The following is a 13905-nucleotide window of genomic DNA, read 5'->3' on the forward strand; positions in this document are numbered from 1 at the left end:
GCGTTCCGGGAGCGCCCGGAGTGCCGGACGTTCGGCAGGTCCAGGGCGTGGGGCGGTCAGTGGTGCAGGGCGGCCACGGCTGCCGCGAGCGCTCCTGGCACATCCTCGATCAGCGCGTGCCGGCCGTCGCGGACGATCTGACGCCCTGCCACGACCGTGTGCCGCACATCAGCGGCGGAGGCGGCGAATACGGCGGTCTCCGCTGCCAGCCGGGGCACCGGTCCCGCCGTTCTGACGGAGTCCAGGGCGATGGTCGTCAGGTCGGCGGGGGCGCCCGGTTCCAGGACGCCCGCGTCGGGACGGCCGAGCGCGGCGTGCCCGTCGGCGGAGGCGGCCCTCAGCAGGGCGGCGGCCGTCCAGTGGCCCCGGATGTGGGTGCGCAGCCGCTCGTTGAGCTCCATCGCCCGCGCCTCTTCGAAGAGGTCGATGACGGCGTGGCTGTCGCTGCCCAGCGAGAGCGGCGAGCCGGCCTTCTGGAGGGCGGCGGCGGGGCCGATGCCGTCGGCGAGGTCGCGCTCGGTCGTCGGGCACATGCAGGTGCCGGTGGTGGAGGAGCCGAGCAGGGCGATGTCCTCCTCCGTCAGATGCGTGTTGTGGATGCCGGTGGTGCGCGGGCCGAGGACACCGTGGTCGGCCAGGAGCCGGGTGGGGGTGCGGCCGTGGGCGGCCCGGCAGGCGTCGTTCTCCGCCGTCTGCTCGGAGAGGTGGACGTGGAGCGGGGCGCCCCGCTCCTCGGCCCAGGCGGCGACGGTGGCCAGTTGGCCGGCCGGGACCGCGCGGACGGAGTGGATGGCCGCGCCGATCAGGGTGTGGTCGTCGCCCTTGAGGAGGGAGGCGCGTTCGGCCCAGGCGTCGGCGGTGGTGTCGGAGAAGCGCAGCTGGTGCCGGTTGGGCTTCTCGCCGAAGCCTGCGGCGAGGTAGGCGGTGTCCAGCAGGGTGATCCGGATCCCGGCCTCGGCCGCCGCCGCGATCAGCGCCTCGCCCATGGCGTTGGGGTTGGCGTAGGGCGTGCCGCCGGGCGCGTGGTGCAGATAGTGGAATTCGCCGACGGAGGTGATGCCGGCCAGGGCCATTTCCGCGTACGTGGCGCGGGCCAGGTCGAAGTAGGTGTCCGGGGTGAGCCGGGAGGCCACCTGGTACATCAGCTCGCGCCAGGTCCAGAAGGTGCCGGAGCCCACCTGGACGGTGGCGCGCAGGGCCCGGTGGAAGGCGTGGGAGTGGGCGTTGGCCAGGCCGGGGAGGGTCAGGCCGCGCAGCACCGTGGCGTCGGCCGGGGGTGTCTCCACGCCGGTCCTGACCCCGGCGATCCGGCCGCCGGCGACCTCGACCGTGACGTCGGGCTCCACATGGGTGCCGAGCCAGGCGTGGTCCATCCAGTACGTCGCGGTGACGGGCCCGCCGGCCGTGCGGGTTGTCGGCGCGGTCCGGTTCGTCAGCTGCACGCGAGGCCTTCCAGTACGTCGGCGAGTGCCCGCACCCCGGCCGTGCAGTCTTCCTCGGCGGCGTGCTCGGCCGGAGAGTGCGAGATTCCGGTGGGGTTCCGCACGAAGAGCATGGCGGTGGGCACCGAAGCGGACAAAATACCCGCATCGTGGCCCGCGCCGGTGCCGAGGACGGGGACCGGGCGCCCCGTGTCGCCGGTCCCCTCCAGGATCCTGGCCAGCTCGTGGCGCAGGGCGTGCTCGAACTCGACCACGGGCGTGAACGATTCGCGTACGACATCGAGGTCGATACCGGCCCGCTCGGCGTACCGGTGGGCGGCGCTCTCGATCCCGGTGACGACGGCGTCCAGGGTGGCCTGGTCGGCGGCGCGGGAGTCCAGCCAGCCACGGACGAGGGAGGGGATGGCGTTGACGCCGTTGGGCTCGACCGCGATCTTGCCGAAGGTGGCGAGGGCACCGGTGAGTTCGGCCTCGCGGCGGGCGGCGAGCACGGTCTCGGCGTACGTCAGCATCGGGTCGCGGCGGTCGGCCAGGCGGGTGGTGCCCGCGTGGTTGGCCTCGCCCCGGAAGTCGAACCGCCAGCGGCCGTGCGGCCAGATGGCGGAGGCGATGCCGACGGGGTCGCCGGTCAGGTCGAGGGCGCGGCCCTGCTCCACATGGAGTTCGACGAACGCGCCGATCCGGGCGAGCCGTTCGGGGTCGGGGCCGATGGTTCCTGGGTCGTATCCGGCTGCCTCCATGGCGGCGGGCAGGGCGGTCCCGTCCGCGTCCCGGAGGCGGTGGGCGTCGTGGACGGTGAGCTGTCCGGCGGCGAGCCGGGACCCGACACAGGCGAGACCGAAGCGCGCGCCCTCCTCGTCACCGAAGTTGGTGATCGCCAGGGGGCGGGTGAACACCGCGCCCCTGCCGTGGAGTTCGTCGAGTGCGGCGAAGGAGGAGACCACACCCAGCGGCCCGTCGAAGGCGCCGCCGTCGGGGACGGAGTCCAGGTGCGAGCCGGTGACGACGGCGTCGCCCGCCAGGGGGTCGCCGAGCCAGGCCCACTGGTTGCCGTTGCGGTCGGTCTCATGGGTGAGCCCGCGCGCCTCGGCCTGCGTACGGAACCAGGCCCGGCACTCCAGGTCCGCCGCCGACCAGGCGTAACGCCGGTAGCCGCCGCTGTCGGGGTGGCGTCCGACGGGGGCCAGCTCGCGCCACATGGAGAGGAAGGAGTCACCCGTACGCCAGTTGGTGCCTGTCACGGTGCCGGGGGCAGGCACTGACGCGTCGCCGGTCGCAGCCCCTGACGTGGCCCCGGGCGTGCACGTCGTGCCCGTCGTGCCGTTCGGCGTGGTGCCCGTGGGCATCAGTTGTCCTCCGCCATCGGGACGCGTACGCCCTTGTCGGTGGCGACGGACTCCGCGATGTCGTAGCCCGCGTCGACATGGCGGATGACGCCCATGCCGGGGTCGTTCGTCAGGACGCGGCGGATCTTCTCGCCCGCGAGCTCGGTGCCGTCGGCGACGGTGACCTGGCCCGCGTGGATGGAGCGGCCCATGCCGACGCCGCCGCCGTGGTGGAGGGAGACCCAGGAGGCACCGGAGGCGACGTTGACCATGGCGTTCAGGAGCGGCCAGTCGGCGATGGCGTCGGAGCCGTCCAGCATGGCCTCGGTCTCGCGGTACGGGGAGGCGACCGAGCCGCAGTCGAGGTGGTCGCGGCCGATGGCCAGCGGGGCGGCCAGTTCGCCGCCGGCGACCATGTCGTTGAAGCGCTCGCCGGCCTTGTCGCGCTCGCCGTAGCCGAGCCAGCAGATGCGGGCGGGCAGGCCCTGGAAGTGGACGCGTTCGCCGGCCATCTTGATCCAGCGGTGCAGCGACTCGTTCTCCGGGAAGAGCTCCAGCATCGCCCGGTCGGTCTTGTGGATGTCGGAGGCCTCGCCGGAGAGGGCGGCCCAGCGGAAGGGGCCCTTGCCCTCGCAGAAGAGGGGGCGGATGTAGGCGGGGACGAAGCCGGGGAAGTCGAAGGCGCGGGCGTACCCGGCGAGCTGGGCCTCGCCGCGGATGGAGTTGCCGTAGTCGAAGACCTCGGCCCCGGCGTCCATGAAGCCCACCATGGCCTCGACATGGCGGGCCATCGACTCGCGGGCGCGCTGGGTGAAGTCGGCGGGCTTCTCGGCGGCGAGGGTGGCCATGTCGTCGAAGTCGACGCCGATGGGGAGGTAGGCCAGCGGGTCGTGGGCGCTGGTCTGGTCGGTGACGATGTCGACCGGCGCGCCCTCGGCGAGCATCCGGGGCAGCAGCTCCGCCGCGTTGCCGAGGAGGCCGATGGAGAGGGGGCGGCGGGCGTCGCGGGCCTCGACGGCGAGCTGGAGGGCGTGCTCCAGGTTGTCCGCCTTGACGTCCAGGAAACGGTGCTCGATGCGGCGTTCGATGGCGCGCGGGTCGCAGTCGATACAGATGGCGACGCCGTCGTTCATGGTGACGGCGAGCGGCTGGGCGCCGCCCATGCCGCCGAGCCCGGCGGTGAGGGTGATCGTCCCGGCCAGGGACCCGCCGAACTTCTTGGCGGCGACGGCGGCGAAGGTCTCGTAGGTGCCCTGGAGGATGCCCTGGGTGCCGATGTAGATCCAGGACCCGGCGGTCATCTGGCCGTACATGGTGAGGCCGAGCGCCTCCAGACGGCGGAACTCCTCCCAGTTCGCCCAGTCCCCGACCAGGTTGGAGTTGGCGATCAGGACGCGCGGCGCCCACTCGTGGGTCTGCATGACCCCGACCGGCCGGCCGGACTGGACGAGCATCGTCTCGTCCTGCTTGAGCGTCCGGAGGGTGCGGACCATCGCGTCGAACGAGCGCCAGTCGCGGGCCGCCTTGCCCGTGCCGCCGTAGACGACGAGCTTGTCGGGGTGCTCGGCGACCTCGGGGTCCAGGTTGTTCTGGAGCATGCGCAGGGCGGCTTCCTGCTGCCATCCCAGGGCGCTCAGGGCGCTGCCGCGCGGCGCTCGTACGGGGCGGGGTCCTGACATGGCGGTGCCTCCTCGCGACGATGACTAGATATTCACATCCTGAGGCGCTGAATAGTCGTAGTCAACAGGTGCGGTTCGCGCCGCGCCCGGGAAAGCGGCTCCCGAACCGTCTCGGCCCGCCCGGAGGCGCCGATGAGCGCGTGCGGAGCGCGCCCTGACCGCCGTACGCGATCGGGGTCGTCGCTGCCCCGCTTGACGCGGCCTCGTACGTGGAGCTCATCGGCACGTACCCGAAGGCGGCCGGGGCCGCGCTGCGCGGGCTCCGGGCAGGTGAAGGCGAAGCTCGCGCCGACCCTGGTGGAGGTCGGCGGGTTCGTGGCGATCCTGGCGATCGGCGCATATGCCCCGCTGGGTGGTGAAGGCGGGCGGCGTCGATTTTCCGCCGAAACTCTTCGCGCCGATCGCTCTGTTCGCGGTCACCGAATCGGCCTTGATCAACCTGATGATGGCCTCCCGGCCCTGCTGCGGCATGGCCGACGAACGCACCCTCCCGCCCGGGATGGGCAAGGTGCCGACGGGCCGGCGGGCCCCCCGGGTCGGCATCGTCCTCGCCTCCGTCCTGGCGATCGGCCCGGTCTCCACCGGCGAGATCGAGGGGCGCGACGACACCACCTCCCCCCTGCCGCTCCGCGTCTTCGGCGTGGTCAACATCGCTTTACTGGCGCTGTGCGGGGACCGGGTGGAGCACCACCGCTTCGGCACACCGACCGCCCAGCCGGTGCTCGGCGCCATCACCTCGGCGATCCTGGCGAGCCCGCTCGCCGACCGGGGCGCCGGCGGCCACGTGCGCGCCGGGACCCTGCTGCCGATCGGCGTCGGGCTCCGGGCGGTGAAGGAAGCGGTGATGACGGCCGCCGGGAAGTCCGGGGGCACTACGGCTGACGGGACGTCACCTCGTCTCCCGGCCAACACATTCCAGCCGCTCCTTTACACCCTGGGGCGCATGTACCAAAGGAAAATGCCAGAACCCCCACCTGCCGTGAGCACGTTGCGTAGCCTCAGGGTCACAGCCGTACGCCGCGTCGGGAGGGGAATCCGCGTGCCCGGAATCGACGAGTGCCTGCTCGAAGTCATGAGGCTGCCCGGCGCCCGGGGCGCCTCGGTGGTCGACTGGACGAGCGGCCTCGCGCTCGGCACCATCGGCGAGTCCCCCAACGGCGACCACGAGGCGACGGCGGCCGAGACGGCGGAGGTCGCCCGGATGACCGCCGAGCAGCCCGCCTTCGCCCACCTCGCGTCAGGGGGCGGAGCCGAGCGCTCCGGGGAAGCGCCGAGCACCGCCGTCGAGGACGTCATCGTCACCACACAAGACGGTTACCACATGCTCCGCTTCGTGGAGACGGCTTTCGACAGCAGCGTCTTCCTCCATCTCTGGCTGAGCCGCTCCGATGGCAACCTCGCGCTGGCCCGGTTACGGCTGGGCGAGCTGGCCGAGCGGCTGGTGCTGGCATGAGCGCGATAGCCGCCGACCCCGGCGCCCCCGGGACGGACCGGCTCCCGGTCCTCTCCCCGATGCTCCAACGCCTCGCCGCCGAACGGGCCACTGGCGCCCTGATGCGCGACCGCGGCACGCTCTACCTCGCCGACGGCCAGGTGGTGCACGCCGAGAGCCCCGCCACCCCCGGCATCGACGTGCTCCTCACCACCGGCGGCACCCTGCGGCACGAGGGGTGGTGGGACGCGGTGGCGCAGGCCGGGGCCGGACAGCGGGTCGGCCGCTACCTCGTGGACAGCGGCCATGTGCCGGGCGGCGCCCTGGAGTTGTGCCACCTGGGTGCGCTGTACGACGCCGCGTTCTTCGCCCTCGCGCCGACCGGGACGCCCGCCCGCTTCCGTTACGGGGTGTCCCACTGGATCGGCCCGGTGCGACCGGTCCCGGTGGCCGCCGTCCAGCGCGAGACCCTGCGCAGACGGGAGCTGCTGGACCGGATCTGGCCCGACGCCGCCTGCGACAGCTCCCCCGTGGCCCGGACGGCCGCGCACACCGGCGACAGCCCCGTACCCGCCCGCCAGCGCGCGGTGCTCGAGCTGGCCGACGGCGCGCGCACGGCCTCCGACATCGCCCAGGCACTGGGCCGTTCGGCGTTCCACATCCTGGTCGACCTGCGGCGGCTCGCCGCGGCCGGCTTGGTGGAGGCGGTCCGCGCGCAGCCGCTGCCCGCCGCCACCTCGGCACCCGGCCGGATCACGCTCCCCGAGGTGACGGCCGACCCCGATATCGCCCTGCTGCGCCGGCTCCGAGACGCATTGGAGGCCCTGTGATACGCGCGCTCAGACAGCGTGCCGGGAGGAGACAGCTGATGGTTCCCGAGGCCGAGACGCGCGGTGTCCTCGACGAGCTCCAGCGGTTACGGGCCCGGGTCCCCCTTCTCGGCGGGGCGCTGGCCGCCTCCACCGACGGCCTGGTCCTGGCCCACGACACCCCGGGCATCGAGGCCGAGGGCGTCGCCGCCCTCACCGCCGCCGCGCTCGGCGTCTCGATCCGGATGACGGAGGCCACCGGCCGCGGCGGCTTCCGGGAGCTCCTGGTCCGCGGCGAGAGCGGCTACATCGCCACCTATGCCGCCGGTTCCTCCGCCGTCCTGACCCTGCTGGCCGAGGACCGCATCAACGTCGGCCGGCTCCATCTGGAGGGCCGCCGCGCGGGTGCCCGGATCGGCGAACTCGTCGACACCGCGCTGGAGCGCGCCGAGCGCACGCCCCCCATGCCCCGCACCGCCCCCTCACGCGGTGCCCCCAACCGCACGCTCCCGCAGCGCCCGACGTAACCCCTTTCCCCCCACCCGTACACCCAGACCACCGGGACTCACGCCATCACGCGTAACCCCACACCACGCACACAGAAACGGACCCGGTCACCGCGACCGGCCACGGAAAGGAAACGAGCCTCCATGGCGAACACCGAAGCGTCACTGAAGGAAGCGATGAGCTCGATCGAGGGCACCACGGGTGTCGCCCTCGTCGACTACACGAGCGGGATGGCCCTGGGCACGCTCGGCGGCGGCAAGGACTTCAACCTGGAGGTCGCGGCCGCGGGCAACACCGATGTGATCCGCGCCAAGCTCCGCACCATGGAGCACCTGGGCATCAAGGAGGAGATCGAGGACATCCTCATCACGCTGGGCACCCAGTACCACCTGATCCGGCTGCTCAAGACCCGTGGCAGCAACGGCCTCTTCCTCTACCTGGTGCTGGACGCGAGCCGCGCGAACCTGGCGATGGCCCGCCACCAGCTGAAGAAGATCGAGGCCGAGCTGGAGGTCTGAGCCGCCAAAGGTCCGACCTCACCGGCGGCGACGCCGCGCCCTGCCCGGCGCGGCGTCCCCCGCCACCGGGCGCGGGTACTCACTCCACGAACAGCCCCCGCGCTGCCGCCCGTACGTCGAACTCCTCCAGCCGCGCCTGGGCGTCGGGCAGTTCGTCGCACATCGCCTCCAGCAGCACCCGCCCCAGCAGCATCGGCGCGCAGACGGTGTCGAAGGAGAGCCCGGAGCCGATGGCCGCCGGGAGCAGCAGGTCGCTGTGTTGGGCGACGGGCGCGAAGGCCGAGTCGGCGACGGTGACGACGGTGAGCCCGTGCTCCCCGGCGTACGCCAGCGCCTCCACGCACTCCTTGGGGTGGCGCGGCAGCGCGAAGCACATCAGGGCGGTGGCGCCGGCCCGGCGGGCGGAGTCGATCCGGTCCAGGAGCATGGAGCCGCCCTCGTCCAGCACCCGGACGTCGGGGTGGACCTTGGCCGCGAAGTAGCCGAACCCGCGCGCCTGTGAGGAGGCCGCACGCAGCCCCAGCACGGGCAGCGGCCGGGAGGTGGCCAGCAGGCGGCCCGCCCGCTCCACGGGGGCGGGGTCGGCGAGGAAGTCCGAGAGGTGCTGGAGGTTCTCGATCTCGGCGCGGACGGCCTGCTGGTACTCGTTGTACGTCTCGCCCGCCTCCTCCTGCTCGGTGTCGGCGGGTGCGACCTCGCGCAGATGGCGGCGGAGCGCCGGGTAGCCGTCGAAGCCGAGGGCGACGGCGAAGCGGGTGACGGAGGGCTGGCTGACCCCGGCGAGCTCGGCCAGCTCCACGCTGGAGAGGAACGGCGCGTCGGCCGCCCGGCGGACCATGCAGTGCGCGATGCGCCGCTGGGTGGGCGTGAGCCGGTGCCCCTCGAAGAGCTGCTGCAACCGCGCGGCGGGGCTGCTCCCACTCATGCTGTCCCCTTGCTGGGCTGTGCCGTGCCGGATCCGTCGCGCCAGGGTCGGCGCCGACAGATCCATTCAGCCAGGAAGGCCCCTGCATGTCCATATGCAGCGGGTGGACGGGGCAGCCTCCCGGCGGGGAAATACGGGGGTTAGCCCCCGTGTTCCGGGCCGCCGCCGCTCGTAACGTAACCGGTATGGAAGCCCGTGACCACGAGATCGAGAAGGAGCTGGCCGCCACTCTCCGGGCGCGCGGCGAGCTGGGGCCGGAGTATGAGTCCGCGCTCGTCGACTCGTTCCTGGAGAAGGTCGAGAAACGCCTCGACACCACCATGGACCGGCGGGTCCGGCGCCACCTGGCCGAGCAGCAGGTGACGGCCGCCCGGGACCCCCGCTCCATACGGCCGCCGTCCGCCTCGGGGGCACCGCCCGGGTTCGGGGAGCGGTTCGGGTTCGGGGTGGTCTCGCTCGTGCTGGCCGTCCCGCTCTCCGCGATCGGGGTGGTCAACGCGGGCATCGAGGGGCTGGTGGTGGCCTGGCTGGGGATCGTCGGGGTGAACGCGGTCCACGCGGCGCGCGGCGGGGGCCTGTTCCGACGGCGGGAGCGGAACGCGGTCCCGGCCTCGGCCTGGCAGGAGGACTGACCGCCGCCTCGGGACAACTGACCGCCGCCTCCGGCCGCCCGCGCGTCGTTTCGGCACGACCGTACGAGCGCACGACCGCGCGGCCTCCGCACAGCCGCGCCTCGTCCGTGCGGCCGACACCCGTCTCCGGCAGCCGGGAACGACCGAGCGGCCGGACCCACGGGGGGTCCGGCCGCGAGGCCAAGTATGTCGCGGGGGCCGCCGCACCCCCGGTGGCCCGGGGGGCGGGACGACGGCGGTCCCCGCGAAGGACGCGGTCCGGGTCAGGGCCGGGTGCCCGCGTCCGGGCGACGGTGGAGGTCCGGGAGCCGCTCCGTAGTCCGGTGTCGCCGTTCTGGGTGCCGGCGGGTTTCCCTGCCGACACCCACCAATGTGCCGGAGCCGTGTTAAGCGGGTGCTGCGCGGACGTGACGCGCTCGTACCGTTTTCGCGAAGCGCTGACCGCGACCGGCCCCGACCGGCCCCGACCGGCTCCGACCGGCTCCGACCGGTCAGGCCTTCGTCGCCCCGGCGTCCTTCGCGAGGAACGCGAGCACGTCCTGCCTGCTCACGACGCCCTTCGGCTTGCCCTCGACCAGCACGATCGCCGCGTCCGCACCATCGGCACCACTGAGCGCGGCCATCAGGTCCTCGACCGGCTCACCCGAGCCGACCTGCGGCAGCGGGGCCGACATGTGCTTCTCCAGCGGGTCGCTGAGCGAGGCGCGCTGGGTGAAGAGGGCGTCCAGCAGCTGCCGCTCCACGACGGAGCCGATGACCTCGGCGGCCATCACGTCGGGGTGTCCGGCGCCCGGCTTCACGATGGGCATCTGGGAGACGCCGTACTCGCGCAGGACGTCGATCGCCTCGCCGACGGTCTCGTCCGGGTGCATGTGGACGAGGGAGGGCAGCGGGCCCTCCTTGAAGTTCAGCACCGCGCTGACCTGCGGAGAGGAGCTGGTGTCCTCCAGGAAACCGTAGTCGGCCATCCACTCGTCGTTGAAGATCTTGCTGAGGTAGCCGCGGCCGCTGTCGGGCAGCAGCACCACGACGACGTCGTCCGGGCCGAGCCGCTTGGCGACCTCCAGGGCCCCCACGACCGCCATGCCGCAGGAGCCGCCGACGAGGAGGCCCTCCTCCTTGGCGAGGCGGCGGGTCATCTGGAAGGTGTCCTTGTCGGAGACCGCGACGATCTCGTCGGTGACGCTCGCGTCGTAGGCGGAGGGCCAGAAGTCCTCGCCGACGCCCTCGACCAGGTACGGCCGGCCGGAGCCGCCGGAGTAGACCGAGCCCTCCGGGTCGGTACCGATGACCTGCACGGCGCCGTTGCTGATCTCCTTGAGGTAGCGCCCGGTGCCGGTGATCGTGCCGCCGGTGCCGACGCCCGCGACGAAGTGGGTGATCTTCCCCTCCGTCTGCTCCCACAGCTCGGGACCGGTGGTCTCGTAGTGCGAGCGCGGGTTGTTCGGGTTCGAGTACTGGTCCGGCTTCCAGGCCCCGGGCGTCTCGGTGACCAGGCGGTCGGAGACGTTGTAGTAGGAGTCCGGGTGCTCCGGGTCAACCGCGCTGGGGCAGACGACGACCTCGGCACCGTAGGCGCGCAGCACGTTGATCTTGTCCGTCGACACCTTGTCCGGGCAGACGAAGATGCACTTGTAGCCCTTCTGCTGGGCGACGATCGCGAGGCCGACGCCCGTGTTGCCGCTGGTCGGCTCGATGATCGTGCCGCCGGGCTTGAGCTCGCCGCTCTGCTCGGCCGCCTCGATCATGCGCAGGGCGATGCGGTCCTTCACCGACCCGCCGGGGTTGAAGTACTCGACCTTGGCCAGGACGGTCGCCTGAATGCCTGCCGTGACGTTGCGCAGCCTCACCAGCGGGGTGTTGCCGACAAGAGTGATCAGCGAATCGTGGAATTGCACCGTGTACTCCGGGATCTCCGAGATGGTCCGGCCAAGGGTATGCGTACGAGCCGGACGATGCGTACGTACGAGCGCCTCCGGGGAAGGAAGGCCGGATACGGAGCGTACGGGCCCCGAAACGCGCGGTGCGATTGGGCGGCGCCCTTCGCGGGGCAGGTAGGTACATGGAGGACGGTACGGCGAGAAGGAGGTGGACCGGACTGTGTCGAGAGCAAGGGTGGCACGGCGGATCGCGGCGGGCGCGGCCTACGGCGGCGGCAGCATCGGACTGATCGGTGCGGCGGCCGTCGGCGTGTTCCTGGCGGAGGTCCAGCTCGCGAAGAGGCAGGTGGGCGGCGGTTCGGCGCCGGTTCCGCCGAGCGCGGACGGGCGGTACGGGGTGGCGTTCGCCGGCCCGAACGATCCGTTGCGGCTCGGGATGCTCGGGGATTCGACGGCGGCGGGCCAGGGGGTGCGGCGGGCCGGGCAGACCCCGGGGGCGCTGCTCGCCTCGGGGCTCGCGGCGGTGGCCGAGCGGCCGGTGGATCTGCGGAACGTGGCGCTGCCGGGGGCCCGGTCGGACGATCTGGAGCGGCAGGTGTCGCTGCTGCTGGCGGACCCGGCCCGTACCCCGGACGTCTGCGTGATCATGATCGGGGCGAACGACGTCACCCACCGGATGCCCGCCACGCAGTCGGTGCGCTGTCTGACGACGGCGGTGCGCAGGCTGCGGACGGCGGGGGCGGAGGTGGTCGTGGGGACCTGCCCGGACCTGGGCACGATCGAACCGGTCTACCAGCCGCTGCGGTGGCTGGCCCGGCGGGTGAGCAGGCAGCTGGCGGCGGCGCAGACGATCGGCTCGGTGGAGCAGGGCGGGCGCACGGTGTCGCTGGGCGACCTGCTGGGCCCGGAGTTCGCGGCGAACCCGCGCGAGCTGTTCGGTCCCGACAACTACCACCCCTCCGCCGAGGGGTACGCCACGGCGGCGATGGCGGTGCTGCCCACCCTGTGCGCGGTGCTGGGCCTGTGGCCGGAGTCGGACCGGCTGGACAGCTCGCGCCGCGAGGACATCCTCCCGGTGGCCAAGGCGGCTTCCCAGGCGGCCCGCGAAGCCGGTACGGAGGTCACGGGGGCCCGCGCCCCGTGGGCCCTCCTCAAGCACCGCAGGCGGCGGCGCCTGCCCGCCTCCACCGAGGCGGAACCGGCGGCGCCGCATCCCCACCCGGACACGGCGCGCGGGCACACATAGGCCTCCGCGGAGCGGGCGGACCCGGCAGGCCAGGGGGCTGAGCAAGCGCTTAGAAAAGAGTCCCGCATCACACGGCCTGCCGGGTGACCCCGGCGATACGCCCGGGTAGCTTCCAAGGGAGTTCCCCCTGTCCACCCAGCTTTCCAGCCCTCATGGAGCCGCGTGATGCCCGAAGCCGTGATCGTCTCTGCCGCCCGTTCGCCGATCGGCCGGGCCTTCAAGGGGTCCCTCAAGGACCTGCGCGCGGACGACCTGACCGCCACGATCATCCAGACCGCGCTGGCCAAGGTCCCCGAGCTGGACCCGAAGGACATCGACGACCTGATGCTGGGCTGCGGTCTGCCCGGGGGCGAGCAGGGCAACAACCTGGGCCGCATCATCGCCGTACAGATGGGGATGGACCACCTTCCCGGCTGTACGGTCACCCGCTACTGCTCCTCCTCGCTGCAGACCAGCCGGATGGCGCTGCACGCGATCAAGGCGGGCGAGGGCGACGTCTTCATCTCGGCGGGCGTCGAGATGGTGTCCCGCTTCACCAAGGGCAACTCCGACAGCCTCCCGGACACGCACAACCCGCTCTTCGCCGAGGCCGAGGCCCGCACCGCCGCCCGCGCCGAGGAGTCCGGCGCCGGCTGGCACGACCCGCGCGAGGACGGCATCGTCCCGGACGCGTACATCTCGATGGGGCAGACGGCCGAGAACCTGGCCCGCACCAAGGGCATCACCCGCCAGGAGATGGACGAGTTCGGCGTACGGTCGCAGAACCTCGCCGAGGAGGCCCTGAAGAACGGCTTCTGGGAGCGGGAGATCACCCCGGTCACCACCCCCGACGGCACGGTCGTCTCCAAGGACGACGGCCCCCGCGCGGGCGTCACGATGGAGGGCGTGCAGGGCCTGAAGCCGGTCTTCCGCCCCGACGGCCTGGTCACCGCGGGCAACTGCTGCCCGCTCAACGACGGCGCCGCCGCCCTGGTGATCATGTCCGACACCAAGGCGCGCGAGCTGGGCCTGACCCCGCTGGCCCGGATCGTCTCCACCGGCGTCTCCGGCCTCTCCCCCGAGATCATGGGGTACGGCCCCGTCGAGGCGAGCAAGCAGGCGCTGAAGCGGGCGGGCCTGACCATCGGCGACATCGACCTCGCCGAGCTCAACGAGGCGTTCGCCGCCCAGGTCATCCCCTCCTACCGGGACCTGGGCCTGCCGCTGGAAAAGGTCAACGTCAACGGCGGCGCGATCGCAGTCGGCCACCCCTTCGGCATGACCGGCGCCCGCATCACCGGCACGCTGATCAACAGCCTCCAGTTCCACGACAAGCAGTGGGGCCTGGAGACGATGTGCGTGGGCGGCGGACAGGGCATGGCGATGGTGATCGAGCGGCTGAGCTGAGCCGCAGCGGAGGGTAGGGGTCGTACGAGGAACGAGTGCGGCACCTGCCCACAGCGGAGGCGAAGCCCAGCGCGACCACCAGCACGAGCGGCTGAGCTGAGCCGCAGCGGAGGGTAGGGGTCGT

At 72.7% G+C, this 13905-nt stretch carries 12 protein-coding genes and 1 pseudogene; 8 read left to right on the forward strand and 5 right to left on the reverse strand.

Annotation, left to right across the window (positions count from 1 at the left end):
* Positions 1-56: 56 nt before the first annotated feature.
* From D6270_RS12510 to hutU, 3 genes are read right to left on the reverse strand one after another with little or no spacing between them, the layout of a single operon-like run.
* Positions 57-1442, reverse strand: coding sequence for a formimidoylglutamate deiminase (locus D6270_RS12510; protein ID WP_391040301.1), 1386 nt, complete (start codon positions 1440-1442; stop codon positions 57-59).
* Positions 1433-2788 (reverse strand): allantoate amidohydrolase, encoded by a 1356-nt coding sequence (locus tag D6270_RS12515; RefSeq protein WP_391040299.1) that lies wholly within the window; start codon positions 2786-2788, stop codon positions 1433-1435. Before D6270_RS12515 ends, D6270_RS12510 begins: the two co-directional genes overlap by 10 nt.
* Positions 2788-4446 (reverse strand): urocanate hydratase, encoded by a 1659-nt coding sequence (gene hutU / locus D6270_RS12520; protein WP_109165334.1) that lies wholly within the window; start codon positions 4444-4446, stop codon positions 2788-2790. The genes D6270_RS12515 and hutU overlap by 1 nt, the downstream gene beginning before the upstream one ends.
* A 352-nt stretch (positions 4447-4798) precedes the next feature.
* Between hutU and D6270_RS12525 the strand changes: the two are divergent.
* From D6270_RS12525 to D6270_RS12545, 5 genes and pseudogenes are all read left to right on the forward strand, one after another.
* Positions 4799-5314 (forward strand): annotated as a pseudogene (locus tag D6270_RS12525) (amino acid permease); the annotation flags it as partial.
* A gap of 171 nt (positions 5315-5485) precedes the next feature.
* Positions 5486-5899, forward strand: a complete 414-nt coding sequence (locus D6270_RS12530) for a hypothetical protein (RefSeq protein WP_109167474.1) — start codon at positions 5486-5488, stop codon at positions 5897-5899.
* Entirely contained in the window at positions 5896-6708 is an 813-nt protein-coding gene (locus tag D6270_RS12535; RefSeq protein WP_109165333.1) for a winged helix-turn-helix domain-containing protein, read from the forward strand. The genes D6270_RS12530 and D6270_RS12535 overlap by 4 nt, the downstream gene beginning before the upstream one ends.
* Before the next feature lie 38 nt (positions 6709-6746).
* Positions 6747-7214, forward strand: coding sequence for a roadblock/LC7 domain-containing protein (locus tag D6270_RS12540; RefSeq protein WP_109165332.1), 468 nt, complete (start codon positions 6747-6749; stop codon positions 7212-7214).
* Between the two features lie 123 nt (positions 7215-7337).
* Entirely contained in the window at positions 7338-7712 is a 375-nt protein-coding gene (locus tag D6270_RS12545) for a hypothetical protein (protein ID WP_018515594.1), read from the forward strand.
* Positions 7713-7791: 79 nt separating this feature from the next.
* On the opposite strand, the gene D6270_RS12550 is transcribed toward D6270_RS12545, so the two are convergent.
* Positions 7792-8637, reverse strand: coding sequence for a MurR/RpiR family transcriptional regulator (locus tag D6270_RS12550; RefSeq protein WP_109165331.1), 846 nt, complete (start codon positions 8635-8637; stop codon positions 7792-7794).
* Positions 8638-8822: 185 nt separating this feature from the next.
* Here D6270_RS12550 and D6270_RS12555 point away from each other — a divergent pair, with 185 nt between their 5' ends.
* Complete coding sequence (locus D6270_RS12555; protein ID WP_109165330.1) at positions 8823-9269, forward strand: hypothetical protein; 447 nt, start codon at positions 8823-8825, stop codon at positions 9267-9269.
* 491 nt (positions 9270-9760) lie between these two features.
* Here the strand turns inward: D6270_RS12555 and D6270_RS12560 are convergent, their stop codons facing one another.
* Positions 9761-11167, reverse strand: a complete 1407-nt coding sequence (locus D6270_RS12560; RefSeq protein WP_109165329.1) for a cystathionine beta-synthase — start codon at positions 11165-11167, stop codon at positions 9761-9763.
* A 217-nt stretch (positions 11168-11384) separates the two neighbouring features.
* Here D6270_RS12560 and D6270_RS12565 point away from each other — a divergent pair, with 217 nt between their 5' ends.
* Complete coding sequence (locus D6270_RS12565) at positions 11385-12395, forward strand: SGNH/GDSL hydrolase family protein (RefSeq protein WP_109165328.1); 1011 nt, start codon at positions 11385-11387, stop codon at positions 12393-12395.
* A gap of 165 nt (positions 12396-12560) precedes the next feature.
* On the forward strand, positions 12561-13781 hold the full coding sequence (locus D6270_RS12570) for an acetyl-CoA C-acetyltransferase (protein WP_109165327.1): 1221 nt from the start codon (positions 12561-12563) through the stop codon (positions 13779-13781).
* Positions 13782-13905: the final 124 nt, after the last annotated feature.

The organism is Streptomyces griseus subsp. griseus (assembly GCF_003610995.1).
Lineage (GTDB): Bacteria > Actinomycetota > Actinomycetes > Streptomycetales > Streptomycetaceae > Streptomyces.

Bases quoted from the DNA above. Each gene is read 5' to 3' on its own strand.
- D6270_RS12545 (WP_018515594.1), top strand. From the start codon at position 7,338: ATGGCGAACACCGAAGCGTCACTGAAGGAAGCGATGAGCTCGATCGAG.
- D6270_RS12570 (WP_109165327.1), top strand. From the start codon at position 12,561: ATGCCCGAAGCCGTGATCGTCTCTGCCGCCCGTTCGCCGATCGGCCGG.
- D6270_RS12515 (WP_391040299.1), bottom strand. From the start codon at position 2,788: ATGCCCACGGGCACCACGCCGAACGGCACGACGGGCACGACGTGCACG.
- D6270_RS12555 (WP_109165330.1), top strand. From the start codon at position 8,823: ATGGAAGCCCGTGACCACGAGATCGAGAAGGAGCTGGCCGCCACTCTC.
- hutU (WP_109165334.1), bottom strand. From the start codon at position 4,446: ATGTCAGGACCCCGCCCCGTACGAGCGCCGCGCGGCAGCGCCCTGAGC.
- D6270_RS12540 (WP_109165332.1), top strand. From the start codon at position 6,747: ATGGTTCCCGAGGCCGAGACGCGCGGTGTCCTCGACGAGCTCCAGCGG.
- D6270_RS12550 (WP_109165331.1), bottom strand. From the start codon at position 8,637: ATGAGTGGGAGCAGCCCCGCCGCGCGGTTGCAGCAGCTCTTCGAGGGG.
- D6270_RS12535 (WP_109165333.1), top strand. From the start codon at position 5,896: ATGAGCGCGATAGCCGCCGACCCCGGCGCCCCCGGGACGGACCGGCTC.